This window comes from Pseudomonas sp. NBRC 111140, assembly GCF_001320885.1.
GTDB lineage: Bacteria > Pseudomonadota > Gammaproteobacteria > Pseudomonadales > Pseudomonadaceae > Aquipseudomonas > Aquipseudomonas putida_P.
This window is the reverse complement of the sequence record NZ_BCBQ01000089.1, coordinates 1-26298: the sequence shown is the minus strand read 5'-3', so window position 1 is coordinate 26298 and position 26298 is coordinate 1. Positions and strand designations below refer to the sequence as shown.

22 protein-coding genes, 2 tRNA genes and 1 pseudogene are annotated in these 26298 nt (G+C 61.3%); 17 read left to right on the top strand and 8 right to left on the bottom strand.

Going from position 1 to position 26298, the window contains the following annotated elements; genetic code table 11:
- Window positions 1–129: 129 nt before the first annotated feature.
- The 7 genes and pseudogenes from hflK (at window position 130) to APH42_RS23325 (ending at window position 7699) form a co-directional block, all read left to right on the top strand.
- A complete protein-coding gene (gene hflK, locus APH42_RS23350; protein ID WP_012274455.1) occupies window positions 130–1311 on the top strand; it encodes an FtsH protease activity modulator HflK in 1182 nt (393 codons plus the stop codon).
- A complete protein-coding gene (gene hflC, locus APH42_RS23345; protein WP_012274454.1) occupies window positions 1311–2180 on the top strand; it encodes a protease modulator HflC in 870 nt (289 codons plus the stop codon). The genes hflK and hflC overlap by 1 nt, the downstream gene beginning before the upstream one ends.
- Window positions 2181–2481: 301 nt before the next feature.
- Window positions 2482–3669: an ATP phosphoribosyltransferase regulatory subunit gene (locus APH42_RS23340; RefSeq protein WP_060494316.1), complete on the top strand. Its 1188-nt coding sequence runs from the start codon at window positions 2482–2484 to the stop codon at window positions 3667–3669.
- Window positions 3670–3725: 56 nt separating this feature from the next.
- Window positions 3726–5018, top strand: coding sequence for an adenylosuccinate synthase (locus tag APH42_RS23335; protein ID WP_028688256.1), 1293 nt, complete (start codon window positions 3726–3728; stop codon window positions 5016–5018).
- A gap of 522 nt (window positions 5019–5540) precedes the next feature.
- A pseudogene (locus APH42_RS30915) lies at window positions 5541–6233 on the top strand (methyl-accepting chemotaxis protein); the annotation flags it as partial.
- Window positions 6234–6254: 21 nt separating this feature from the next.
- Window positions 6255–7139, top strand: coding sequence for a methyl-accepting chemotaxis protein (locus APH42_RS30910; RefSeq protein ID WP_370739372.1), 885 nt, complete (start codon window positions 6255–6257; stop codon window positions 7137–7139).
- Between the two features lie 89 nt (window positions 7140–7228).
- The gene (locus APH42_RS23325; protein ID WP_012274451.1) at window positions 7229–7699 is read left to right on the top strand and encodes a DUF2867 domain-containing protein; all 471 of its coding nucleotides are present in this window, start codon (window positions 7229–7231) and stop codon (window positions 7697–7699) included.
- A gap of 50 nt (window positions 7700–7749) precedes the next feature.
- On the opposite strand, the gene APH42_RS23320 is transcribed toward APH42_RS23325, so the two are convergent.
- The 4 genes from APH42_RS23320 to APH42_RS23305 form a co-directional block, all read right to left on the bottom strand.
- Window positions 7750–9315 carry an iron ABC transporter permease gene (locus tag APH42_RS23320; RefSeq protein ID WP_060494314.1) on the bottom strand — a complete coding sequence of 522 codons (1566 nt, stop codon included), beginning with the start codon at window positions 9313–9315 and terminating at the stop codon, window positions 7750–7752.
- Window positions 9315–10328, bottom strand: coding sequence for an extracellular solute-binding protein (locus APH42_RS23315; RefSeq protein WP_012274449.1), 1014 nt, complete (start codon window positions 10326–10328; stop codon window positions 9315–9317). The genes APH42_RS23320 and APH42_RS23315 overlap by 1 nt, the downstream gene beginning before the upstream one ends.
- A gap of 199 nt (window positions 10329–10527) precedes the next feature.
- A tRNA-Leu gene (locus APH42_RS23310) sits at window positions 10528–10614 on the bottom strand.
- An 88-nt stretch (window positions 10615–10702) separates the two neighbouring features.
- A tRNA-Leu gene (locus tag APH42_RS23305) sits at window positions 10703–10789 on the bottom strand.
- Window positions 10790–11061: 272 nt separating this feature from the next.
- Here APH42_RS23305 and rnr point away from each other — a divergent pair.
- The 7 genes from rnr to dnaB all read left to right on the top strand — a co-directional run bounded on the left by rnr (window position 11062) and on the right by dnaB (window position 18223).
- Window positions 11062–13635, top strand: coding sequence for a ribonuclease R (rnr, locus tag APH42_RS23300; protein ID WP_060494313.1), 2574 nt, complete (start codon window positions 11062–11064; stop codon window positions 13633–13635).
- The gene (rlmB, locus tag APH42_RS23295; protein WP_060494312.1) at window positions 13632–14378 is read left to right on the top strand and encodes a 23S rRNA (guanosine(2251)-2'-O)-methyltransferase RlmB; all 747 of its coding nucleotides are present in this window, start codon (window positions 13632–13634) and stop codon (window positions 14376–14378) included. The genes rnr and rlmB overlap by 4 nt, the downstream gene beginning before the upstream one ends.
- Window positions 14379–14663: 285 nt before the next feature.
- Window positions 14664–15089 (top strand): 30S ribosomal protein S6, encoded by a 426-nt coding sequence (rpsF, locus tag APH42_RS23290; RefSeq protein WP_003249557.1) that lies wholly within the window; start codon window positions 14664–14666, stop codon window positions 15087–15089.
- Between the two features lie 28 nt (window positions 15090–15117).
- A complete protein-coding gene (gene rpsR / locus APH42_RS23285; protein ID WP_003249563.1) occupies window positions 15118–15348 on the top strand; it encodes a 30S ribosomal protein S18 in 231 nt (76 codons plus the stop codon).
- Window positions 15349–15381: 33 nt separating this feature from the next.
- A complete protein-coding gene (locus APH42_RS23280; protein ID WP_012274446.1) occupies window positions 15382–16245 on the top strand; it encodes a hypothetical protein in 864 nt (287 codons plus the stop codon).
- Window positions 16246–16265: 20 nt separating this feature from the next.
- Window positions 16266–16712, top strand: coding sequence for a 50S ribosomal protein L9 (gene rplI / locus APH42_RS23275; protein ID WP_012274445.1), 447 nt, complete (start codon window positions 16266–16268; stop codon window positions 16710–16712).
- Window positions 16713–16825: 113 nt separating this feature from the next.
- The gene (gene dnaB, locus APH42_RS23270) at window positions 16826–18223 is read left to right on the top strand and encodes a replicative DNA helicase (protein WP_012274444.1); all 1398 of its coding nucleotides are present in this window, start codon (window positions 16826–16828) and stop codon (window positions 18221–18223) included.
- Window positions 18224–18265: 42 nt separating this feature from the next.
- Here the strand turns inward: dnaB and APH42_RS23265 are convergent, their stop codons facing one another.
- The gene (locus APH42_RS23265) at window positions 18266–19204 is read right to left on the bottom strand and encodes an RHS repeat-associated core domain-containing protein (protein WP_060494311.1); all 939 of its coding nucleotides are present in this window, start codon (window positions 19202–19204) and stop codon (window positions 18266–18268) included.
- 476 nt (window positions 19205–19680) lie between these two features.
- Here APH42_RS23265 and APH42_RS23260 point away from each other — a divergent pair, with 476 nt between their 5' ends.
- Window positions 19681–21981 (top strand): YgiQ family radical SAM protein, encoded by a 2301-nt coding sequence (locus APH42_RS23260; RefSeq protein ID WP_041166605.1) that lies wholly within the window; start codon window positions 19681–19683, stop codon window positions 21979–21981.
- Window positions 21982–22024: 43 nt separating this feature from the next.
- Here APH42_RS23260 and APH42_RS23255 read toward each other — a convergent pair whose 3' ends face one another.
- A complete protein-coding gene (locus APH42_RS23255) occupies window positions 22025–22612 on the bottom strand; it encodes a TIGR00730 family Rossman fold protein (RefSeq protein ID WP_060494310.1) in 588 nt (195 codons plus the stop codon).
- Between the two features lie 349 nt (window positions 22613–22961).
- Between APH42_RS23255 and azu the strand changes: the two genes are divergently transcribed.
- On the top strand, window positions 22962–23411 hold the full coding sequence (azu, locus tag APH42_RS23250; RefSeq protein ID WP_008099951.1) for an azurin: 450 nt from the start codon (window positions 22962–22964) through the stop codon (window positions 23409–23411).
- 114 nt (window positions 23412–23525) lie between these two features.
- Here the strand turns inward: azu and nadE are convergent, their stop codons facing one another.
- Window positions 23526–24353 (bottom strand): ammonia-dependent NAD(+) synthetase, encoded by an 828-nt coding sequence (gene nadE, locus APH42_RS23245; protein WP_060494309.1) that lies wholly within the window; start codon window positions 24351–24353, stop codon window positions 23526–23528.
- Between the two features lie 3 nt (window positions 24354–24356).
- Window positions 24357–25562: a nicotinate phosphoribosyltransferase gene (gene pncB, locus APH42_RS23240; RefSeq protein WP_012274438.1), complete on the bottom strand. Its 1206-nt coding sequence runs from the start codon at window positions 25560–25562 to the stop codon at window positions 24357–24359.
- Window positions 25563–26010: 448 nt separating this feature from the next.
- Between pncB and APH42_RS23235 the strand changes: the two genes are divergently transcribed.
- Window positions 26011–26298, top strand: a 288-nt coding sequence (locus APH42_RS23235) for an ABC transporter substrate-binding protein (RefSeq protein WP_156352870.1), incomplete at its 3' end; no start/stop codon positions are given.

The window sequence follows — 26298 nt, the reverse complement described above, 5'->3', positions numbered from 1 at the left end:
CAAGTGTTTGTCGAGCAACACACTTTGCAATAAATGCTCGTCGAGGTCGCCGGGCAGCAGTGACAGGCATTCTGTAGCATTGGACGGCGCGCCGTGGGCGCGTCTTTGCTTTATCAGATGGAGAGCGCTATGGCTTGGAACGAGCCGGGTGGCAACTCGAACAATCAGGATCCCTGGGGCGGCCGCCGTGGTGGCGGTGGCGGTGGTGGTGACAAAAAAGGTCCGCCGGATCTGGACGAGGCCTTCCGCAAACTGCAGGACAGCCTCAACGGCATGTTCGGCGGTAGCAAAAAACGTGGCGGCGGTGACCGCAATGTCGGCAAGGGCGGTGGCCTGGGCCTGCTGGGCATTGGCCTGGCGGTACTGGCGGCCATCTGGCTGTACAGCGCCGTGTACGTGGTCGACGAGCAGGAGCAGGCCGTGGTGCTGCGCTTCGGCAAGTACTACGAGACGGTCGGTCCCGGCCTGAACATCTACTTCCCGCCGATCGATCGCAAGTACATGGAAAACGTCACGCGCGAGCGTGCCTATACCAAGCAGGGCCAGATGCTGACCGAAGACGAGAACATCGTCGAGGTGCCGCTGACCGTCCAGTACAAGATCAGCAACCTTCAGGACTTCGTGCTCAACGTCGACCAGCCTGAGGTGAGCCTGCAGCACGCGACCGACAGTGCCTTGCGCCACGTGGTGGGTTCCACCTCGATGGACCAGGTGCTGACCGAAGGCCGTGAACAGATGGCCGTGGATATCCGCGAACGTCTGCAGCGCTTCCTCGACAACTACCGTACCGGTATCACCGTTACCCAGGTCAACGTACAGAGCGCGGCAGCCCCGCGTGAAGTGCAGGAAGCCTTCGATGACGTGATCCGTGCCCGCGAAGACGAGCAGCGTGCCCGCAACCAGGCCGAATCCTACGCCAATGGCGTGGTGCCGGAAGCCCGTGGTCAGGCCCAGCGCATCATCGAGGACGCCAACGGTTACCGCGACGAAGTCATCGCCCGCGCCAAGGGTGAGGCCGACCGTTTCACCAAGCTGGTTGCCGAGTACCACAAGGCACCTGACGTGACCCGTCAGCGTCTGTACCTGGAGACCATGCAAGAGGTCTACAGCAATTCGAGCAAGGTCATGGTGGCGACCAAGGACGGGCAGAACAACCTGCTCTACCTGCCACTGGACAAGATGGTCGAAGGCAGCCGCAACCCGTCCACGCCAAGCAGCACTGTGTCGCCATCGGTCAACGATGCGGCCGCCCGTGCGGCGCAGGACATGCAACAGCAACAGCAGCCGCTGCGTACTAGGGAGAGCCGCTGATGAGCAATAGATCGCTGATCGCCCTGATCGCCGCCGTGGTCCTGGCCATCGTGGCCTGGAACAGCTTCTACATCGTGTCCCAGACCGAACGTGCGGTACTGCTGCGCTTTGGTAAGGTGGTCCAGGCGGACGTTCAGCCTGGCCTGCACGTGAAGATTCCGTACGTGAACCAGGTGCGCAAGTTCGACGCCCGCCTCATGACCCTCGACGCCCCGACCCAGCGGTTCCTGACCCTGGAGAAGAAAGCCGTGATGGTCGACGCCTACGCCAAGTGGCGCGTCAAGGATGCCGAGCGCTTCTACACTGCCACGTCCGGTATGAAGCAGATCGCCGACGAGCGTCTGTCGCGTCGTCTGGAAAGCGGCCTGCGTGACCAGTTCGGTAAACGTACCTTGCACGAGGTGGTTTCCGGTGAACGTGACGCACTGATGGCTGACATCACTGCATCGCTGAACCGCATGGCCAACAAGGAGCTGGGTATCGAGGTGGTCGACGTGCGCGTCAAGGCCATCGACCTGCCGAAGGAAGTCAACCGCAGCGTGTTCGATCGCATGAGCACCGAGCGTGAGCGTGAAGCCCGCGAGCACCGTGCCAAAGGTAACGAGCTGGCTGAAGGTATCCGTGCCGATGCCGACCGTCAGCGCCGTGTGCTGCTGGCCGAGGCCTATCGCGAAGCAGAAGAAACCCGCGGTGATGGTGACGCCCAGGCGGCCGCCATCTATGCCAAGGCCTACAGCCAGGACGCTGATTTCTATGCGTTCCACCGTAGCCTGCAGGCATACCGCGAAAGCTTCTCGAGCAAGAGCGACGTGCTGGTCCTGGACCCGAAGAACGAGTTCTTCCGTTACCTGGACAAGAGCAAGCCGTGATGCTCAGGCCCTGATTTTCATGCAGCGGCGCCCCGCCTGGCAGCTAAAACACCAGGCGGGGTGCATCCTGAATGAAAAGGGGTGTATGATGAGGCAGCCGGGAAATTTCCCGGCTTTTTTGCGTCTGCAAGGTTGATTGGCACCGCGCCAGTTGACGGTTTGGTCAGGTCGCAAGGCAATTCGAGGGTGTCGGGTACGGTGGCTGCGCTGGGATCAGTGCTGCCCGCTGCTGTGCGCGATACCGGCTTTACTGACGGCTCGCCTGCTGGCAAGCCGCCCGGACCAGAGGGGAAATGGCGTAATGGCAACGGTAGACCGCTGGCTGCTGCCAGATGGCATCGAGGAAGTACTGCCACCTGAGGCTGCGCGCATCGAGATCGCGCGTCGCCAGGTGTTGGACCTGTTCCAGAGTTGGGGCTACGAACTGGTCGTCACCCCGCATATCGAGTACCTGGAGTCGCTGCTCACCGGCGCCGGCCAGGACCTGGATCAGCGCACCTTCAAGGTAGTGGACCCGCAGTCCGGCCGCCTGATGGGCTTCCGCGCCGACTTCACTCCGCAGGTGGCGCGTATCGACGCCCATACCCTGCGCCGTGAAGGCCCGAGCCGCCTGTGCTATGCCGGCAGCGTGCTGCACGCTCAGCCGCGTGCACTGTCCACCTCGCGCAGCCCGATCCAGTTGGGCGCTGAACTGTATGGCGATGCCAGCCCGACCAGCGACGTCGAAGTCATCAGCCTGATGCTTGCCACGCTGCAACTGACCGATGTGCCGGACGTGCACATGGACCTGGGCCACGTCGGTATCTACCGCGGCCTGGCCCGTGCTGCCGGCCTGTCCGGCGCGGTCGAGCAGCAGCTGTTCGACGCCCTGCAGCGCAAGGCCGTCGATGAAGTGCAGGCGCTGACCGCTGACCTGCCGAAGGATCTGGGCAACATGCTGCGCGCACTGGTCGAGCTGTGCGGTGGCCGTGAAGTGCTGGCCGACGCCCGCGTGCGCCTGGGCCGTGCCCCGGCCAGCGTGCTGGCGGCGCTGGACGACCTGCTGGCGATCGCTGATCGCCTGGCGTCGCGCTACCCCGACCTGCCGCTGTACTTCGACCTCGGCGAACTGCGCGGTTACAACTATCACACTGGCGTGGTGTTCGCCGTGTTCGTGCCGGGCGAGGGTCAATCGATCGCCCAGGGCGGGCGCTACGACGACATCGGCGCCGACTTTGGCCGGGCACGCCCGGCCACCGGTTTCTCCACGGATTTGAAGACCCTGGTCACACTGGGGCGAGCGGAGGTCGTATTGCCTACGGGCGGCATCTGGATGCCGGACAGTGGCGACGCGGCCCTCTGGCAGCAAGTCTGCCAGTTGCGCAACGAGGGCCAGCGTGTGGTCCAGGCTTTGCCTGGCCAGCCGTTGAGTGCTGCTCTCGAGGCGGATTGTGATCGGCAATTGATTCAGCAAGACGGGCGCTGGCAGGTTCTGCCGCTGGCCCAGTGAGTTTCTGCGTCGGCAACAGGCCGGCAACCAAGTTTGCGTGAATGAGGACCAATGTAATGGGTAAGAATGTCGTCGTCCTGGGCACCCAGTGGGGTGATGAGGGCAAAGGCAAGATCGTCGATCTGCTGACCGAACATGCTGCCGCCGTAGTGCGCTACCAAGGTGGCCACAACGCGGGCCACACCCTGGTGATCAACGGTGAGAAGACCGTTCTGCACCTGATTCCGTCCGGCATCCTGCGTGAAGGCGTACAGTGCCTGATCGGCAACGGCGTGGTCGTTGCCCCGGACGCACTGATGCGTGAAATCACCAAGCTGGAAGAGAAGGGCGTACCGGTGCGCGAGCGCCTGCGCATCTCCCCGGCTGCGCCGCTGATCCTGTCGTACCACGTGGCCCTGGACCAGGCCCGTGAAAAAGCCCGTGGCGAAGCCAAGATCGGCACCACCGGCCGTGGCATCGGCCCAGCCTACGAAGACAAGGTCGCGCGCCGCGGCCTGCGCGTGGGTGACCTGTTCCACCGCGAGCGTTTCGCTGCCAAGCTGGGTGAACTGCTGGACTACCACAACTTCCAGCTGGTGAACTACTACAAAGAGCCGGCCATCGACTTCCAGCAAACCCTGGATGAGTGCATGGCCTACGCCGAACAGCTCAAGCCGATGATGCTCGATGTCACCGCCGAGCTGCACAACCTGCGTCGCGCCGGCAAGGACATCATGTTCGAAGGCGCCCAGGGCTCGCTGCTGGACATCGACCACGGTACCTACCCGTATGTCACCAGCTCCAACACCACTGCTGGCGGTATCTCCACCGGTTCCGGCGTTGGTCCTATGTACCTGGACTACATCCTGGGTATCACCAAGGCCTACACCACTCGCGTAGGTTCCGGTCCGTTCCCGACCGAGCTGTTCGACGAGACCGGCGCTACCCTGGCCAAGCGTGGCCACGAGTTCGGTTCCACCACTGGCCGTGCCCGTCGTTGCGGCTGGTTCGATGCCGTGATCCTGCGTCGCGCCATCGACGTCAACAGCATCTCGGGCATCTGCCTGACCAAGCTGGACGTACTGGACGGCCTGGAAACCATCAACATCTGCGTGGGCTACAAGAACGAGAACGGTGCGGTCATCGACGCGCCTTCCGACGCCGACAGCTACATTGGCCTGGAGCCGGTGTACGAAGAGATGCCAGGCTGGAGCGAGTCGACCCTGGGCGTGAAAACCCTGGAAGAGCTGCCGCAAGCTGCGCGTAACTACATCAAGCGCATTGAAGAGCTGGTCGGCGCACCGATCGACATCATTTCGACCGGCCCGGACCGCAACGAGACCATCGTGCTGCGTCACCCGTTCGCCTGATCTGCCCTCCAGGCTGATCTGACGCCGTGGCCCTGAAAGGGGCTGCGGCGTTTTCATTTGTGGGGCAGGTAACCGCCTTGCTGAACCTTGGCGTTTATCCCTGCTGCCTCCGGCACAACCCTTGCTGTAAGAAGTTTCTGTAGATGCCATCAAAATAGTGGCGCCAGAAAACACGAGGGTTACACCGTGTCTGCCATCCTCTCACTGTTACGAAGCCGCCTCTTGCGGCCTGTGTTTGTTGCCCTTGGTATCGCTCTTTTGGTGCAGGTGCTGGTGGCCGTTGCGCTTACCCGAAGCACAGTCACTGCTCTGGAGGCCGACCTTGGCGAGCGCCTGGGCAATGACAGCCGCCAGCTCGCCAGCGACCTGGAGCAAGCTGGGCAAGATGTGCGCACGGGGCTCGACGGCCTGTCCAGCAGCACCCGTCAGCGCCTGAGTGCAGGGTTGTCGGAACGCCTGCAAAGCGAACAGCAGCAACTGCGCAACACCCTGGAAAAGAACCTCAAGGACTCCGCCAACGACATGGCCGAGCTACTGGCTTCGGTTGCGCCTAGGGCGATCTGGGACAACGATGTGCCGGTACTCTCCGACTTCGCCCGGCGCGCCCAGCGCAACCCTAACGTGCTGTTCGTGGTGTACGACGACGCCCAGGGCCAGCACCTGACCCGCTACCTCAACCGGCAAAACCCGATCAATCAGGCGCTGATGGAAAAGGGCCAAGGCGAGCGTGCGCTGGACAAGGTGATCGATGCCGCCCGGCGCGACCAGGCGGTGTACTTTGTCGAAGCCTCGATTAACCCCAATGGCGCAGAAATCGGCAAGGTGGTGATGGGGGTTTCCACGGCCGGTATCGATCAGGAGCTCAAAGCCCTGGATCAACGCTTTGCGGCACTGATCGCCAGTGGTGAACAGCTGGTTGGTGACAGCCTGGTCGGCGCTGCTGCCGACAGTGGCAAGACCCTGCGCGAACGCCTGGAGAAAGCCCAAGGCAGCGCGGCCGCAATGCAGGCCAATACCGCGCAGACCGTGCGCGAAGCCGCCGCCGAGCTGCGCTGGCGCATCGGTCTGGGCCTGGTGCTGGTTGGCCTGGGCGTACTGTTGGTGGTGGCTTTAGTGCTGGGTCGTCGAGTGTTGAGCAAGCTGCGTTTGTTAATTGGCGCCTTGGACGATCTGGCGGCCGGTGAAGGTGACCTGACCAAGCGCGTGCCGCTCGACAGCCGCGATGAAATTGGCGACATGGCCTCGGCGGTGAACCGCTTTGTCGACAAGCTGCAACCGATCGTGCGCGAGGCGGGTGAAGTGGCGCAGCGCACCGGCGTGGAAATTGGTGCAATGGCCCAGCGCAATGCGGGTGCCGATGCCGCTGCTGCGCTGCAGCGCGATGAAGTGGCGGCCAGCCTGCGTGACCTGTCGAGCATGGCCGATGAGGCTCAGGCCGAAAGCCATGCGATGCAGGCGGCCTTGCAGCAGGTGGTGGATATCCGCCAGGCCACTGACGAGAACAGTCGCACCTCGACACAGCTCGCCGGCTTGATCGAGAACCTGGCCGGGCAAGTGAATACCGGCTCCCAGGTGATCGAGCGGCTGGCCAAGCAGAGTGAGCAGATCGAAGTGGTGCTGACAGTGATCCATGGCATCGCCGAGCAGACCAATCTGTTGGCCTTGAATGCTGCCATCGAGGCGGCCCGAGCTGGTGAAACCGGGCGCGGTTTTGCCGTGGTAGCCGACGAAGTGCGGGCGCTGGCGAGCAAGACGCAAAGCTCCACCGGGGATATCCAGGCGCATATTGCCGCGTTGCAGAAGGGCGCCAAGGAAGCAGTGGCGACTATCAGCCAGGCCGGGCTCAAGGCCAGCGAAGGGTTGCTGGTGCTGCGTGACAACGAACGCCGGCAACAGTCGGTGCAGGCGGCGGTCGAGCAGGTGCATGCGGCCATTGGCCTTGCTACCCGCGCTGCTGAGCAGCAGGCGAATGGCGCGCAGGCGGTGCGTGGCCGGGTGGAAACCATCCATGCCCAGGCTGAGCGCTCGGCTGAGGTGGTGATGCAGACCACGGCCAGCAGCAAGGTGCTGGATGACTTGGCGGCGCAATTGCGGGCAAGCCTGGGACAATTCAGGGCATAAGGTGAGCGTTGTGGGAGCGGCACACAGGGCCGTTACTCCGTGGGCGGCATTGCTATGATGGCGGCGACACGTGACAAAAGGAGTTGTTCATGTCCGCCCAATTGGTCGCCGCTCCGGCGGAGCTGGATTTTCTTCATAGCGATGGCATAAACGTCACTGCGCCAATGACTGCCATCAAGGCCTATTACGCCATGACCTCGGACGTGCCGGGCTGGTTGGCTGCAGCCTTCCGCCTGCGCGACTTCATCTCGCGCCGGTTCAACGTCGCTGCTATCCACGGCTTCTCGTCACTTAACCCCGAGCGGGCTCCGGTAGTGGGTGGGCTTCTGGATTTCTTCACCGTTGAGGCGATCAGCGACCAGCAACTGGTCCTGACTTCACGTGACACGCACTTGGCGGTCATGGTGAGCATGGACCTGGATGAAGCAGAGCAAGGTCGGCAGCGCCTTAGCGTCACCACCTCGGTGCAGTGCTTCAATCGTTTCGGTCGCTACTACATGCTGCCTGTCGGCATGGCTCACGGGCCAATCGTGCGGCGCATGCTGCGCAATATCGCGTGATGGCTGGGGTGCCCTCATCGCTGCCTTGCAGGTGATGAGGGCTACACGACTCATGCCTTGTTCAGGTACATCCGCGTGGTCAGCAGATAAACCGGCAGCCCCGACACCACAATCAGCAATGCCGCATAAGGCGCCGCTGCGGCGAATTCGACGTTGGCGGTGTGTGCCCATACCTCGGTCGCCAGGGTGGTCATCCCGGTCGGGCTCAGTAGCAGGGTAGCGGTCAGCTCTTTCATGGCATCCAGGAACACCAGCGCAAACGCTGCCGCCATGGCTGGGAAGATGATTGGCAAGGTCACCCGGCAGAACGCCGCGAAGCTGTTGGCACCCAGCGTGCGCGCGGCTTCCTCCAGCGTCGGCGAGGCCTTGTTCAGCGCGGTGCGCACTGGCGACTGGGCCAATGGCAAGAAGAGCAGCGCATAAGCCAGCAGCAGCAATGCCGTGGTCTGGTACAGCGCCGGCACGTAGTGCAGGGCGAAGAACACCAAGGTCAGGGCAATCACTAGGCCGGGGAGGGCGTGCAACAGGTACGGCAGGCGCTCGGCCCAGATCGCCAGGCGACCTTTGTAACGTACCACCAGGAAGCTGATCGGCAGGGCCAGCAACACACAGAAACCTGCACCGCCAAGTGACACCGACAGCGAAGTGAACAGCGCCTTGGAAATGGCTGCCACCGGGAACGCTGCCGATGAACCGACGCTAAGCCAGTAGACGAGCATGGCCAGCGGAATACCGCTGCCCAGCACTGCCAAGCCAATGCAGAACAGCTGCGCCAGCACCGCCCAACCCCGCAGCCGCACGGGTTGCGCGCGCCGCGCTACGCCTTGGCCGATGCGCACATGGCGGGCTTTGCCGCGTACGCGCAGTTCCAACCACAGCATCACCAGGCACATCGCCAGCAGCACAGCAGACAGCATGGCCGCGTTGGCATTGCTGAACTCCAGTTCGAACTGCTGGTAGATGGCCGTGGTGAACGTCTGCAGGCCTAGGATCGACAGCGCGCCAAACTCCACCAGCATATGCAGGGCAATCAGTAGCGCACCGCCGAGCATCGACGGCCAAAGCAGTGGCAGGGTGACCTTGCTGAACACGCCCCAGCGGCTGCAGCCCAGGGTGCGCGCCGATTCCTCAAGCGAGGTGTCGAGGTTGCGCAGGGTCGCGGCAACGGGCAGGAACACCAGCGGATACTTGGACAGGGCCATGACCATGATCGCCCCACCAAGGCCTTCGAAGTCCGAGCTCAGCGACACCCAAGTGAAGCTGCTGACGAACGATGGCACGGCGAACGGCAGGCACAACACCACGCCCCACAGCCGACGGCCGGCCAGGTTGCTGCGCTCCAGCAACCAGGCCAGCGCCAGGCCGACCACCATGCAGGTCAGTGTCACCCCGACCATCAGCATCAGGGTGTTGCGCATCAGCCCCCAGACAAAGGGCCGCCACAGCAGGTGCAAGGCTTCGCGCCAGCCTGCTTCCCAGGCTTTGATGGCGACGTAAGCCAGTGGCAGCAAGCTCATCGCCACCAGGAACAGCACAGGCAGCACCACCCAGATGGACGGGCGCTTGCGGCGCGGAACGAAGCGTACCGGCGCCGGTTCGGACAGAGCGGCAGTCATCAGAGCAGACCGACCTCGCGCTCGAGCTCGATGGCTTCTTCGGCATTACCCAGGTCGGCTGGCGAGATGTTCGGCGGGCGCAGCTCGTTGAACGGCTTCAGGCCACGGTCCGAAACCATGCCCTTGTGCAGCGGGTACTCGGCGGTAGTCTGGGTAATCACGCGTTGGCCCTCTTCGCTGGCCATCCAGTTGAGCAGAGCCTGGGCTTCTTTCGGGTGCTTGCTGGCCTTGACCACGGCCGCGCCAGAGATGGTGACCAGGTTGCCGGCATCGCCGTCGGCCAGGTAGTAGAGCTTGGTGTCCAGCTTGCCGCGCTCGCGTTCAAGCGCGTACCAGTAGTAATTGTTCACCAGGACCGCCGCCACTTCGCCTTTTTCCACGGCTTTGAGGGCGACCATGTTGTTGGTGTAGGTCTTGCCGAAAGCTTTCAGGCCGGTCAGCCATTCTTCGGTGGCTTCGCGGCCATGCATCTTCAGAATGGCCACGGCCTGCTCCTGGAACGCACCACTGGTGGGCACGTAGCCGACGCGGCCTTCCCACTCAGGGTTGGCGAAGTCCATCACCGTGGTTGGCAGGTCTTTTTCGTCGACCTTCTTCGGGTTGTACACCACGATGCGCGTACGGGCCGTGATACCCATCCAGGTACCGTTGGCGCCAACGTACTCCTTGGGCATCATGTTCGCGGTGGCGTCGTCGATCTTGGCCAGCAGGCCCAGTTCGCCCAGGTTGTTCAGGGGTGGGGACTCTTCGGTGTAGATGATGTCGGCCGGCGAACGGTCGCCTTCCTCGATGATCTGGCTGGCCAGCTGGTTGCTGCTGCCCTTGCGGATGTCGATATGAATACCGGTCTTGGCCTCGTAGGCCTTGGCGATGGCTTCGCCGATTTCCTTGTGCTGACCGTTGTACATGGTCAGGCTGACCGGTGCGTCTGCCATGGCGGCCGGAGCGCCGATGACCAGGCTCAGCACGGCGGCGGCCAAGGTGCGCATCAGCGGTTGCGGGCGGATCGTCATGCGGGTACTTCCTCGCTTACGGCTACATATTTGGAAACAATGGTAAACGAAATCGTTTCTCAAGTGGCCGGGTGACGAGAAATTCATGGTCAGACGATGGTGTAACCGTCGAAATGGGTTTGCACCAATGGCCGAAAGGGGAGGGATGCACAAAACGCAGGCAAGAAAAAACCCACTAGCAAGCTAGTGGGTTTTTGTATGGTGCCCAGGAGAAGACTCGAACTTCCACGACCTTGCGGTCACTGATACCTGAAACCAGCGCGTCTACCAATTCCGCCACCTGGGCAAAGCTTTACATCATCTGCAGAAGGCGACTATCGTTCGCTTTCACACAGTAGTAACAGATCCTTGGTCATCTGTTACTTGAAAATATTTGGTGCCCAGGAGAAGACTCGAACTTCCACGACCTTGCGGTCACTGATACCTGAAACCAGCGCGTCTACCAATTCCGCCACCTGGGCACACATTCGAGATTACAAGATGCTTTACAGCGCCGTTCATCTCTACTACAACTTCGGGGTTGTCCGTCGTTGTGGTGCGCACTATACGGACGCTCCCCAAGGCTGTAAAGCCCCCAATCAAAAAAAAATTCAAAAAATTCAACTTGTTGATTCCACAGGCCTATTACGGCTGTCTATGCACTGCAGCGGGGGCTGTCCAAGGCAGACATTTCCGGTTTCAATACGCCTATGCCAGAATTCCTATCTATATACCCCAAGGTGAACCCCTTCTGATGGCCGATTGGCAATCCCTCGATCCCGAGGCCGCTCGCGAAGCGGAAAAATACGACAACCCCATTCCCAGCCGTGAGCTGATCCTGCAGCGCCTCGCCGACCGTGGCGAACCCGCTGCCCGCGAGGAGCTGGCGAAAGAGTTTGGTCTGTATGAGGAAGACCAGATCGAAGCCCTGCGCCGCCGCCTGCGTGCCATGGAGCGCGATGGCCAGCTTATCTATACCCGGCGCGGCACTTATGCCCCGGTGGACAAGCTGGACCTGATCTGCGGCCGTATCTCCGGCCACCGCGACGGTTTTGGTTTCCTCATCCCCGATGATGGCAGTGATGACCTGTTCCTTGGCCCGTCGCAGATGCGTCTGGCCTTCGATGGCGACCGCGCGTTGGCGCGGGTTTCCGGCACAGACCGCCGTGGGCGCCGTGAAGGGGTGATCGTCGAGGTCATTTCCCGCGCCCATGAGAGCGTGGTCGGTCGCTATTTCGAAGAAGGCGGCATTGGCTACGTGACGCCGGACAACCCGAAGATCCAGCAGGAAGTGCTGGTGACCGCCGGGCGTAACGGCGGTGCCAAGATCGGTCAGTTCGTCGAAATCAAGATCACCCACTGGCCAACCCCGCGCTTCCAGCCGCAAGGCGATGTGGTCGAGGTCATCGGCAACTACATGGCCCCAGGCATGGAAATCGACGTAGCCCTGCGCAGCTACGACATCCCGCACGTCTGGCCTGCTGATGTGGTCAAGGAAGCACGCAAGTTCCGCTCCGAAGTCGAGGAGAAGGATAAAGAGAAGCGCGTCGACCTGCGCCATCTGCCGTTCGTCACCATTGACGGTGAAGACGCCCGCGACTTCGACGATGCCGTTTATTGCGAGCCCCTGGGCAAGCTGCGCCTGTTCTCCGGTGGCTGGCGTCTGTACGTGGCCATTGCCGACGTTTCCAGCTACGTGCGCCTGGGCTCGGCCCTGGATGTCGAAGCCCAGCAGCGCGGCAACTCGGTGTACTTCCCCGAGCGTGTGGTGCCGATGCTCCCCGAAGAGCTGTCCAACGGCCTGTGCTCGCTGAACCCGCATGTCGACCGGTTGGCCATGGTTTGTGAAATGACCATGAACAAAGCCGGCCAGATGGTCGACTATCAGTTCTACGAAGGCGTGATCCACTCTCACGCCCGCCTGACCTACAACAAGGTCAGCAGCATGCTCGAGCACGCCCGTACCCGTGAGGGCAAAGCGCTGCGCGAAGAGTACAAGGAAGTCGTGCCGGACCTGAAGAACCTGTACAACCTGTACAAGGTGCTGGTGGATGCGCGTCATACGCGTGGTGCCATCGACTTCGAAACCCAGGAAACCCGCATCATCTTCGGTGACCAGCGCAAGATCGCGGAAATTCGCCCGACCGTACGCAATGATGCCCACAAGCTGATCGAGGAATGCATGCTGGCGGCCAACGTGGCCACCGCCGAGTTCCTGCAGAAGCATGGCGTGCCAGCCCTGTACCGCGTGCACGACGGCCCGCCGCCGGAGCGCCTGGAAAAGCTGCGCGCCTTCCTGGGTGAGCTGGGCCTGAGCCTGCACAAGGGCAAGGACCCGTCGCCGAAGGACTACCAGGCTCTGCTGGCGAGCATCGCCGGGCGCCCGGACTTCCACCTGATTCAGACCGTCATGCTGCGCTCGCTGAGCCAGGCGGTGTACAGCACCGAGAACAACGGCCACTTTGGCTTGAACTACGAGGCGTACACCCACTTTACCTCGCCGATCCGCCGTTACCCGGACCTGCTGGTGCACCGCGCCATCCGCAGCATCATCCGTTCCAAGGTAGATACCCCGCACGTCAAGCGTGCCGGTGCCATGAGCATCCCCAAGGCGCGTATCTACCCGTACGACGAAAACACCCTGGAGCAACTCGGCGAACAGTGCTCGATGACCGAGCGCCGGGCCGACGAGGCCACCCGTGACGTGGTCAACTGGCTCAAGTGCGAGTTCATGAAGGACCGTGTGGGCGAGACGTTCCCGGGTGTGATCACTGCGGTGACCGGCTTTGGCCTGTTCGTCGAGCTGACCGATATCTATGTGGAAGGCCTGGTGCACGTCAGTGCGCTGCCGGGCGACTATTACCACTTCGACCCGGTGCATCACCGCCTGTCCGGCGAGCGCACAGGGCGCAGCTTCCGCCTGGGCGACACCATCGAAGTCAAGGTCATGCGCGTCGATCTGGACGAGCGCAAGATCGACTTCGAAGTGTCGGACAAGACCCTCGCCGCACCGATCGGCCGCAAGCAGCGCGGCGCCGCACAGGCTACCGAAAAGGCCGAGCAGCCGCCGGTTGCCGAAGCGAAAGCCACGCCCAAGCCGCGCAGCCGCAAAAGCGAAGCGTCCGAAGCGTATTTCCCCAAGGATGCCGTGCAGCGCAATGCTGAAGTGCGTAAAAGCCGTGAGATGAAAAAAGCCCTGATGACCGACGCGCGCAGCAGCGCTGGCAGCAAGGCGGAAAAAGGTGGCAAACCGTCCGGCAAACCGACCAAGCACCGTAAAGGCCCGCCGAAGTCCGGCGCGCCACGCAAGAGCAAGAGCAAGTCATGAGTCAGCTGGAAAAGATCTACGGCGTGCACGCCGTGCAGGCATTGCTGCAGCACCATCCAAAGCGGGTCAAGCAGATCTGGCTGTCGGAAGGGCGCAGCGAGCCACGCCTCGAAACCTTGCTGGCGCTGGCCGCGGAGAACCGCGTGCCGGTCGGCCAGGCCGAGCGCCGTGAGTTGGATGCCTGGGTAGAGGGCGTGCATCAGGGCGTGGTCGCCGAGGTGAGCCCGAGCCAGGTATGGGGCGAGTTGATGCTCGAGGAGTTGCTCGAGCGCACTGAAACGCCGCCGCTGATCCTGGTGCTGGACGGTGTCACCGATCCGCACAACCTTGGCGCTTGCCTGCGCACGGCCGATGCGGCGGGTGCCACGGCAGTGATCGTGCCCAAGGACAAGTCTGCAACGCTGACGCCGGTTGTGCGCAAGGTGGCATGCGGTGCGGCGGAAGTGATCCCGCTGGTGGCCGTGACCAACCTGGCGCGTACCCTGGAAAAGCTGCAGCAGCGTGGCTTGTGGGTAGTGGGTACCGCTGGCGAGGCCGAGCAGGAGATCTACCAGCAGGACCTGACCGGCCCCCTGGTGATGATCATGGGCGCAGAAGGCAAGGGCATGCGCCGTCTCACCCGCGAGCATTGCGATTTTCTGGTGAAATTGCCGATGGCTGGCAGCGTCAGCAGCCTGAACGTGTCGGTTGCGACCGGGGTTTGCCTGTTCGAAGCGGTGCGTCAGCGTCAAGCCAAGCGCTGATCTTCAGCCAGTTCCACCGTCTTCGCGAGCGCGCCCGCTCCCACTGGTTCACTGTTGCCTTTGGCAATGCGGATTGCTTGTGGGGGCGGGCGCATTCTGAATATGTTTCAGGCTGTTCAAATATTCACCAATTGCCTTGCTTGTGCGCCCCGCCTTCTCTACAATTGCGCCCCTTGCCGAGCTGGCAGGCGCTTATGTGCCTCCCCTCCGTGCAAGACATACAGTGTCATTCACTCCTTGTCTGACCAGATTCGCTGGCAGACTACTAACCCGTAAGGAGCATTCATGCGTCATTACGAAATCATCTTCCTGGTTCACCCGGACCAGAGCGAGCAAGTCGGCGGCATGGTTGAGCGTTACACCAAGCTGATCGAAGAAGACGGTGGCAAGATCCACCGCCTGGAAGACTGGGGCCGTCGTCAACTGGCCTACGCAATCAACAATGTTCACAAGGCTCACTACGTGATGCTGAACGTTGAGTGCACCGGCAAGGCCCTGGCCGAGCTGGAAGACAACTTCCGCTACAACGATGCCGTTATCCGTAACCTGGTCATCCGTCGCGACGAAGCCGTTACCGGCCAGTCCGAGATGCTGAAGGCTGAAGAAAACCGCAGCGAGCGCCGTGAGCGTCGTGAGCGTCCTGAGCATGCTGACTCCGCCGAAGGCGACGACAGCAATGACAGCGACTCCAGCGATAACGCTGACGAGTAATCCACGGACCTTTAGAGGAGCCTATTAAATGGCACGTTTCTTCCGTCGTCGTAAATTCTGCCGCTTCACTGCTGAAGACGTGAAAGAGATCGACTTCAAAGATCTCAACACCCTGAAAGCTTACGTATCCGAAACCGGCAAGATCGTTCCAAGCCGTATCACCGGTACCAAAGCTCGTTATCAGCGTCAGCTGGCTACCGCTATCAAGCGCGCCCGCTTCCTGGCCCTGCTGCCCTACACCGACAGCCACGGCCGCTGAGACCGGGTCGTCGACAAGCAGTAAGGGATTAGCATGCGAGCGTTAGCAAGTTTCATCATGCGCGGTCGTGTGCAGGCCACCCTGGTGGTGGTCATCAGCGCGGTACTGCCGCTGCTGTTCTGGTTGAGTGCCGCTGCCTGCAGCCTTGTGCTGCTGCGGCGTGGGTTCAAGGATGCTACAACGGTCATCGCCGGCGGCCTGCTGGCCGGGCTGGCCGTATGGGTCATGGGCGATCCCATCACCTTTTTGGTGATTGCGGGTGCTGTGGCCTTGGCCGCCCTGTTGCGTGCCGAGCATCCCTGGAGCCGTGTGTTGCTGGTCAGTGCCGTGTTCGCCGTGGCTTTCAGCCTCGTGCTCGATCTGGCGCTGGCGCAAACCTTCGATGTGCTGGCCAAGGCGTTTGCCGAAGCCATGCCGAAAATCGAGGGGCAGCCGGTGCTCTCCGGTGAGCTGATCCGCCCTGTGCTGGTCGCTTCCACAGCAGTGACGGTGCAGTTGTTCAGTGTGCTGGCCTTGGTGCTGGCGCGCTACTGGCAGGCAGCGTTGTACAACCCTGGAGGCTTCGGTCGCGAGTTTCGCGCGCTGAAGTTGCCGAAACAGACCATGGCGGTCTTGGTGGCAGTGATGGTGGTGGCCCCGTTCATCGGGCCGCAGTTCATCATCCTGGCATCGGCCTCAAGCCTGGTTCTGGTGCTGGCCGGCATCGCTTTGATGCATGGGCTGGTGGCACAGGGCCGACTGGCTGGTTTCTGGCTGGTGGGCATGTACGTGACGCTGCCGCTGATCATGCAGCTGATTTACCCCTTGCTGATGGTTTTGGCCATTGTCGACAGCCTGATTGATTTTCGCGGTCGCAAGTCCCCCAAGGGGAATGACTCCGCGAACGGTGAAGGTTAAAAGTTAAGAGGTTTTACCAAATGGAACTGATCCTGCTGGAAAAAGTCGCTAACCTGGGCAACCTGGGCGACAAAGTAAAAGTTAAGGCTGGTTACGGCCGTAACTTCCTGCTGCCATTCGGCAAGGCCACCGTTGCCAACGCCGCCAACCTGGCTGCGTTCGAAGAACGTCGCGCCGAGCTGGAAAAAGCAGCTGCTGACAAGAAATCGTCGGCTGAAAGCCGTGCTGCCCAACTGGCCGAGCTGGAAGTGACCATCACTGCCACCGCTGGCGACGAAGGCAAGCTGTTCGGTTCGATCGGCACCCACGACATCGCTGACGCCCTGACCGCCTCCGGCGTAGAAGTGGCCAAAGCTGAAGTTCGTCTGCCGAACGGCACCATCCGTCAGGTTGGCGAATACGACGTAGCCGTGCACCTGCACAGCGACGTTGAAGCCACCGTACGTGTGGTCGTCGTAGCTGCCTAAGCTGCGCTAACTGGCTGGCTCCTTGCGAGTCAGGCGGTTAACATCGGGCACGGTCCTGTTTTTTACAGGCCGTGCCCTTTGTCTTTTTCATCCTCCAGAATTCTTTCGTGGCCATGAACGAGATCACCACCTCCGAACAGCTAGACCTGCAAACCGCAGCCCTGAAGGTACCGCCGCATTCCATCGAGGCCGAACAGGCCGTGCTCGGTGGCCTGATGCTGGACAACGATGCCTGGGAGCGGGTGCTGGACCAGGTGTCGGATGGTGACTTCTACCGGCATGACCACCGGCTGATCTTCCGCGCCGTGCACAAGTTGGTCGATGCCAACCAGCCATTCGACGTGGTGACCCTGCACGAGCAGTTGGACAAGGAAGGCCTGTCCTCGCAGGTAGGCGGCCTGGCGTACCTGGCCGAGCTGGCCAAGAACACCCCGTCGGTGGCCAACATCAAGGCCTACGCCGCGATCATTCGCGAACGGGCTACGCTGCGCCAGTTGATCAGTATCAGTACCGACATCGCCGACAACGCGTTCAACCCCCAGGGGCGCAACGCTGCAGAGATTCTCGACGATGCCGAGCGGCAAATCTTCCAGATCGCCGAGGCTCGGCCAAAAACCGGTGGCCCGGTAGGCGTCAACGAGCTGTTGACCATGGCCATCGACCGTATCGATACGCTGTTCAACTCCGACAGTGATATCACCGGTATCTCTACCGGGTACACCGACCTGGACGAAAAAACCAGCGGCCTGCAGGCTGCCGACTTGATCATCGTCGCCGGCCGTCCGTCGATGGGTAAAACCACCTTTGCCATGAACCTGGTTGAGAACGCCGTGCTACGCAGCGAAAAGGCGGTGCTGGTGTTCTCCCTCGAAATGCCAGGTGAATCGCTGATCATGCGTATGCTTTCGTCCCTTGGCCGTATCGATCAGACCAAGGTCCGTTCCGGCCAGCTGGACGACGACGACTGGCCACGCCTGACCTCGGCAGTCAACCTGCTTAACGACCGCAAGCTGTTCATCGACGATACCGCCGGCATCAGCCCGTCTGAAATGCGTGCGCGTACGCGGCGCTTGGCGCGTGAGCACGGTGAAATCGGCATGATCATGGTCGACTACCTGCAGCTGATGCAGATCCCGGGCTCTTCCGGTGATAACCGCACCAACGAGATTTCCGAAATTTCCCGCTCGCTCAAGGCCCTGGCCAAGGAATTCAACTGCCCGGTCATCGCCCTGTCGCAGCTGAACCGCTCCCTGGAACAGCGCCCGAACAAACGCCCGGTGAACTCCGACTTGCGTGAATCCGGTGCAATCGAGCAGGACGCCGACGTGATCATGTTCGTGTACCGCGACGAGGTGTACCACCCCGAGACCGAGCACAAGGGTGTGGCGGAAATCATCATCGGTAAACAGCGTAACGGCCCTATTGGCTTTGTGCGCCTGGCGTTTATCGGCAAGTACACCCGCTTCGAGAACCTCGCACCGGGCATGTACAACTTCGACGACGACGAATGAGAAGAGTCGGTAGAGGCTCGCCTCGTTAGAGCGACTCAGTGTTCAGGCAGTCCTGATCCGCTTGGATATCTCAGCCTGAATGTCGTCAGTGGCGTCTTGCTGCTTTCTACCTTTACCTGCTCGGGTCTTTGTCGATGTCATTCCATGGTGCGGCAGCACCCTTTGTTTCTCTGCAATGTATTCGTTGCCTTGACGGCGCTCCACGACTGCAACTGTGGTCGCGTAGCCAGAAACTTGAAACTTTGTAAGGGCGCTTAGGTCGCTGATATATGAGCTGCCGGTAAGCGGGTGGGGGAAAGCTGTGTCACATGCAAGTACATGAATTTGCCTGTTGTGCAGCTGGATATTGCGGCTTGTCAGTGCCTTGAAAGTGCGTGTTGCATCGTAAATATTGGTGCCGTCAGCACCTATCACGCCTGGAGCGCCATGGGCGCTGATATACAGGGTGGGTAATTTTCCGTCCGGTCGTTCTCGCCCAGTAAAAACAACAATTCCGTCGAACTCCGCCACGATAGGTCCGCGATAGGTCTTGTTGACGAATAGCTTACGAATGAACTCGAAAGCGTGCCCCGTCGGATCACGGCGGTTGATCGGGTCGCAAAGAGCAAATGAGTAGGTATTCAACCCTCCTTTTGCGAATGGGCTGTCGCTGTCTGGACTGTTGAAACGCATGAGATGAGGGTTGTAAGCGCGGTAGCCATTTCCCAGCAGGTAATGGCCGGTGACCAGATCCTCAAGCTCGCCTTTGAAGGCAGGTATTTGTCCGTGGTCGACCCTAGCGCCGTATGCACTGAAGGTCAGCTGGGTGAGGCCGTTTTGGTCAAGTGTGCAAGAGGGTGAATTGGACATTTCACTGCCGATCAAGCGGCTGTGATTTTCCTGGTGCGTGGTAAGGGTGCCTGGCCCTGCATTGAAGATACGGGTGAATCCACGGCCATCCAGCAATAGGGTTGGGCGATGAGACGCGTAGAATATTTTCATCACTTGCTTCCTGGGTTGGGTGTTTCCTAAATGCTAGGTGGGCCAGGAAGTTGATGAGACTGGCAACATTGCCAGATCATTCGAGGGAGATCAGCCGGCCATTGCAGTCGGATTAGGTCAAAATTTGTGCTATATCCCGCACCTGCTAGTTCCTATTACATCAGAGCCGGTTATCTGTTAGTACACCCGCTTCAATAACTTGGCGCCGGGTATGTACAACTTCGATGATGAATAAAGCCTGTTTTCGTGTAGCAGCGCGTAATTCACTGAGTTAGCAGGGGCACCTCTGGGAGCGGCTTCAGTCGCGAAGAATCCAGCGCGGAGGATGGCACCGCCTGCGCCGGTGATCGCCGACACCCCGCGCCCCCAACTGTCGTCCCAGCTCACCAATCCCCACGAATCCAGTCGGATTTGGTCAAAATTTGTGCTATATTCCGCGCCCGCGATTTCCCTGCACACCAGAACCGGTCACTGACATGCAAGCAGCCAAACCACTCTACGACTATCCCAAGTACTGGGCCGAATGCTTCGGGCCAGCACCTTTCCTGCCGATGAGCAGGGAGGAGATGGATCTGCTCGGCTGGGATTCCTGCGACATCATCATCGTGACCGGTGATGCCTACGTCGACCACCCATCGTTCGGCATGGCCATCATCGGCCGTCTGCTGGAGGCCCAGGGCTTCCGCGTGGGCATCATCGCCCAGCCGAACTGGCAGTCGAAAGACGACTTCATGAAGCTCGGCGAGCCGAACCTGTTCTTCGGCGTGGCCGCCGGCAACATGGACTCGATGATCAACCGTTACACCGCAGACAAGAAGATCCGTTCCGACGACGCCTACACCCCAGGTGGCCTGGCCGGCAGCCGTCCGGACCGCGCCAGCCTGGTGTACAGCCAGCGCTGCAAGGAAGCCTACAAGCATGTGCCGATCGTGCTCGGCGGCATCGAGGCTTCGCTGCGCCGCATTGCCCACTACGACTACTGGCAGGACAAGGTTCGCCATTCGATCCTGATCGACGCCAGCGCCGATATCCTGCTGTTCGGCAACGCCGAGCGCGCGGTGGTCGAAGTGGCCCAGCGCCTGTCCAACGGCGAGAAGATCGAGACCATCACCGACGTGCGTGGCACCGCCTTCGTGCGCCGTGATACACCACAAGGCTGGTACGAAATCGACTCCACCCGTATCGACCGCCCGGGCCGCGTCGACAAGATCATCAACCCGTACGTGAACACCCAGGACACCCAGGCCTGCGCCATCGAGCAGGCCAAGGGCGACCAGGAAGACCCGAACGAAGCCAAGGTGGTGCAGATTCTCGACAGCCCGAGCGTGACCCGGGAAAAGTCGGTGATCCGCCTGCCGTCGTTCGAAAAGGTGCGTAACGACCCGGTACTCTACGCCCACGCCAACCGCGTGCTGCACCTGGAGACCAACCCAGGCAACGCCCGCGCACTGGTGCAGAAGCATGGCGAAGTGGATGTGTGGTTCAACCCGCCACCCATCCCCATGAGCACCGAAGAAATGGACTACGTGTTCGGCATGCCTTACGCCCGTGTGCCGCACCCGGCCTATGGCAAGGAGCGCATCCCGGCCTACGAAATGATCCGTTTCTCGGTGAACATCATGCGTGGCTGCTTTGGTGGCTGCACCTTCTGCTCGATCACCGAGCACGAAGGCCGCATCATCCAGAACCGCTCGCACGAATCGATCCTGAACGAGATCGAAGAGATGCGCGACAAGGTGCCGGGCTTCACCGGCGTGGTCTCCGACCTTGGCGGCCCGACTGCCAACATGTACCGCATCGCCTGCAAGAGCCACGACATCGAGAAGCACTGCCGCAAGCCGTCGTGCGTGTTCCCGGGCATCTGCGAAAACCTCAACACCGACCACAGCTCGCTGATCGAGCTGTACCGCAAGGCCCGTGCCTTGCCGGGTGTGAAGAAGATCCTGATCGCCTCCGGCCTGCGCTACGACCTGGCGGTGGAATCACCGGAGTACGTCAAGGAGCTGGTGACCCACCACGTTGGTGGTTACCTGAAGATTGCCCCGGAGCACACCGAGCGTGGCCCGTTGGACAAGATGATGAAGCCGGGTATCGGCACCTACGACCGCTTCAAGCGCATGTTCGAGAAGTTCTCGAAGGAAGCGGGCAAGGAGCAGTACCTGATCCCGTACTTCATCGCCGCCCACCCAGGCACCACCGACGAAGACATGATGAACCTGGCCCTGTGGCTGAAGGGCAACGGCTTCCGCGCCGACCAGGTGCAGGCGTTCTACCCGTCACCGATGGCGTCGGCCACGGCCATGTACCACTCGGGCAAGAACCCGCTGCGCAAGGTGACCTACAAGAGCGAAGGGGTGGAGATCGTCAAGAGCGACGAGCAACGCCGCCTGCACAAGGCGTTCTTGCGCTACCACGACCCGAAAGGCTGGCCAATGCTGCGTGAAGCGCTGGAGCGCATGGGCCGCGCCGACCTGATCGGGCCGGGCAAGCACCAACTGATCCCGCTGCACCAGCCGCAGAGCGATACCTACCAGAGCGCGCGCCGCAAGAACTCGACGCCGGCGGGTAGCCACAAGGTGGGCAAGGACCAGAAGATCCTGACCCAGCACACCGGTCTGCCGCCGCGTGCCAGCGATGGCAGCAAGCCTTGGGACAAGCGTGAGAAGGCCAAGGCCGAAGCGTTCGCCCGAAACGAGAAGGCGGCCAAGGAGCGCAAGGAAGCGGCCAAGGGTGGCAAGGGCAACAAGAAGCCACGTCAGCCTGTTATCCCGCGCTGATCGATCCATGTTGGGACCGCAAAGCGGTCCCAACATCTCAAGGTCAATCAGGCTTCTTGTCGACCCACTTCGGCGCCACCGGCGCGACGAAGCTGTCCATGCCATTTAGCAGCTCATCTGGCTGCTGCGCCAGCAGCAACATCGCCCGGTGCTGCGGGCGCACAAAGCCTTCTTCGACGATATGGTCGAGGAAGCCGCCCAGCTTGTCGTAGAAGCCATTCACATCGAGCAGCCCCAGCGGCTTGGCGTGATAGCCCAACTGCCCCCAGGTCCACACTTCGAACAACTCCTCCAGCGTACCGAGCCCGCCCGGCAAGGCAATGAAGGCATCGCTCAGCTCGGCCATGCGGGCCTTGCGCGCGTGCATGCCATCAACCACTTCCAGGCGAGTCAGGCCCTTGTGGCCGACTTCAGCGTCCAGCAGGCTCTGCGGGATGATTCCCACCACTTCGCCACCTGCTGCCATGGCAGCGTCAGCCACCACACCCATCAGGCCAACGGCGCCGCCGCCATACACCAGCGTCAGCCCACGACGCGCAATGGCCTGGCCAAGCGCGACGGCCGCTTCACGGTAGGCGGGGTTGGCGCCGATGCTGGCGCCGCAGAACACACAAACGGAACGTACGGGCATTGCTCATCTCCTGTCACTCAGGTGCACAGGGTACGGTGCATGTCCGTCGCTTCCAAGGCCGCTTTCACTCCGGCCGGGAGAATTCGCAGATGGCGCCGGTGGCTCCATGGGCGTAGGCAGCGAGCAGGCTATTCAGGAAGTTGGAGATGGGCATTTGGTATTGCTCCTAAATGAGAGGTTGTCCCATCGTCCAATAAAAGGGCATGATGTGCCCTTAGATTGGTTGTATACAATCCATTGAACAATTCTACTGGCTGGCCACTTGACACCCCCTTGACCCATATCAGCAAGGGGCTGAACGGGTTCAGGCAGTCTCGCAATTGATAAAACCCTGCCAAGGAGATTCATGATGTTTGCGAAAGCTGTAGCGGTATCCCTGCTGACCCTCGCCAGCGCCTCTGTCTTCGCCGCCGAGTGCTCGGTAACTGTCGAATCGACGGACCAAATGTCCTATACCACCAAGGAATTCACCGTCGACAAGAGCTGCAAGGAATTCACCGTCAAACTGACCCACTCCGGCAACCTGCCGAAGAACGTCATGGGCCACAACCTGGTGATCAGCAAGACTGCCGACATGCAGGGCATTGCTACCGAAGGCATGAGCCAGGGCATTGAAAAGGGTTACCTTAAGGAAGATAACGCCAACATCATCGCCCACACCGCAATGATCGGTGCGCCAGAAAAAGAAACCGAAGTGAAGTTCGACACTTCCAAGCTGGAAGCCGGTGGTGACTACAGCTTCTTCTGCACCTTCCCGGGCCACATCTCGATGATGAAAGGCAAGGTCATCGTCAAGTAACGATAGCGCTGCAGGGCTTTCGGGCCTATTCGCGGGCACGCCCGCTCTCACAGGTACACCACAAGGTTCAGCTTGCGTGGTGTATCTGTGGGTGCGGGCGTGCCCGCGAAGCTTTCATGGGGCGAACGGCAGTTCGCGCTTGTGCTGGGTCTTGCGGTAGGTGGCGACGATGATGTCGAACGCTGCCTGGTCAACCGGCTGCCCATGCAGGAAGGCATCGATCTGCTGGTAGGTCACGCCATGCGACGCTTCGTCCGGCTTGCCCGGCTCCAGGTCTTCCAGGTCCGCCGTCGGCACTTTCTCCACCAGTGACTCCGGTGCGCCGAAGCTGCGTGCAATCGCTCGCACCTGGTTCTTCACCAGCCCGCTCAGCGGCGCCAGGTCGCAGGCACCATCACCAAACTTGGTGAAGAAGCCCATCACCGCCTCGGCAGCGTGGTCGGTACCGATCACCAGGCCTGCGCGGGCGCCAGCGATGGTGTATTGGGCGACCATGCGCGTACGCGCCTTGACGTTGCCGACCACGAAGTCCACCAACGTCGGCGAGCCGTTCTTCAACTCCACCACTTCAGCCGCCAAAGCCCGTACCGCCGGGGCAATGTCCACGGTGTGCACTTCATCGGCCTTGATCACGTCCAGGCAGGCCTGGGCGTCATGCTCGTCATGCTGCACCTGGTACGGCAGGCGCACGGCTATGAAGGTGTAGGCCTTGTCGCCGGTCTCGGCGCGCAACTCGTTGATGGCGCGCTGGGCGAGCAGGGCGGCAGTCAGCGAGTCGACGCCACCGCTGATGCCCAGCACCAGGGTCTTGAGCCGGGCGTTGGCCAGGCAGCCCTTGATGAACGCCACGCGCCGGGCAACTTCGGCCTCAAGCGCTGCAGCGTCGGCGAACGGCGGCTGTACCTTCAGCGCCTGGGCAATCTCTTGCTGAACCGCTTGCATGGGTTACTCCTTGCTGGGGACTTTGAATACGTGGCGCATGTAGGCGACGAAGTTCTCGTCGCGGCACTGGGTCTTGGCGGCTTCGTCCGAGATCTTGGCCACCGGCGCGCCGTTGCAGTCGGTCATTTTAAGCACGATGCTCATTGGCGCCACACCCGGGATGTCGCAGGTCAGGTTGGTGCCGATGCCAAAACTGACGTTGATGCGACCGCGCAGGGCACGGAAGATCTCCAGCGAGCGGGTCAGGTTGAGGCCATCGGAAAACACCAGGGTCTTGGTCATCGGGTCGATACCCAGTTTCTGGTAATGGGCGATGGCCTTTTCTGCCCAGGCCACCGGCTCGCCCGAGTCGTGGCGCAGGCCGTCGAACAGCTTGGCGAAGTACAGATCGAAGTCGCCGAGGAAGGCATCCATGGTGATGCAGTCGGTCAGTGCGATGCCGAGCAGGCCGCGGTACTCGCGCACCCAGCAGTCCAGCGCGGCAATCTGGCTGTCGATCAGCCGTGGGCCGAGCTGCTGGTGGGCCATGATCCATTCATGGGCCATGGTGCCTAGCGGCTTGATATCCAGTTTCCATGCCAGGTCGACATTGCTGGTGCCGACGAAGCGGGCCGGAAAATCATCGCGCAACACGCGAACCACTTCTTCCTGCACGCGGCTGGAGAAGCGTCTACGGGTACCGAAGTCGGCTACCTGCAGTTCGGCCAGTTCTTCGTCGCTGGCATGCGCGCGCAGCCAGTCGAACTTGCGGTACAGCTGGTCGCGCGCCTCGGCCAGGCGCATGTGCGGGTGCAGCTGGCGGTTGCGCACTTCGCTGATGATGGCCAGCAGCGGCACTTCGAACAGGATTACATGCAGCCATGGGCCTTTCAGGCGCAGGAACAGCTGGTCGTTCTCGATGCCGACGCGCACATAGCGCAAGTTGAAGCGAAACAGGCGCAGAAAGCGCAGGAAGTCGGGCTTGAGGAAGCTGATGCGTTCCAGGAAAGGCAGTTGGCCATCGTCCAGGGTAAGGTCGTTGAGCCGTTCCAGCTGGTTGCGGATCTCGCCGAGGTAAGGGCGCAAGTCCTCGCCGTTGCGGCAGCGGAATTCCCATTCGACGTCGGCGTCCGGGTAGTTGTGCAGCACACCCTGCATCATGGTGAGTTTGTAGAAGTCGGTGTCGAGCAGGTTGTGCACGATGCGCTCGGCGAATGCGCTTTCGCTCATCAAGGGGGCTCCGGAAGCGGCGAATGGCCGACATTGTGCCAGCCTTTTGCGCCTTGTTGTGCCTGTTCCGGCCCGCGAAGAAGCCAGAACAGCCAAAACAGAGGTGTTTTTCCGTGCACCGGCTAGCCTTCAAACGGTGCCGCCTGTAGCAGTCGCGCACCAGCGGTGTGCACTTCGGTGACGTCCGCTGTTACAGGGCGGTTGCACGTAAACACTTGCCGAGGTTGCAATGATGGCACCAGGCGGTTGCTCCTTGTCTGTACGTGTGGTGGCGCCCGCCGCACGGCAGACGGTTGCACGCTCAATAAAGAAAAGGCCGCCGGTCGCCTGCTGGCACCCTGCACAGTGTGTTTTCCCGGAAGACAAAACCTATGGCACGGCCCTTGCTCAGAGCACAGGGCTGAGAAGTTGTAGTGCCAACCAAAAAAAACTCTAGGAGCACCACCTCATGTCGCAGACGTTTTACAAGAAAGGTTTCCTGGCTCTGGCCGTAGCTACGGCACTGGGTGTTTCTTCGTATGTTCAGGCCGACGTCAAGATCGGTGTAGCGGGCCCCATGACCGGGGCAAACGCAGCGTTTGGCGAGCAGTACATGAAAGGTGCGCAGGCAGCGGCCGACAAGATCAACGCCGCCGGTGGCGTGAACGGCGAGAAAATCGTCCTGGTCAAAGGCGATGACGCCTGTGAACCGAAGCAGGCCGTGGCCGTGGCCAACCGCCTGGTGGATCAGGACAAG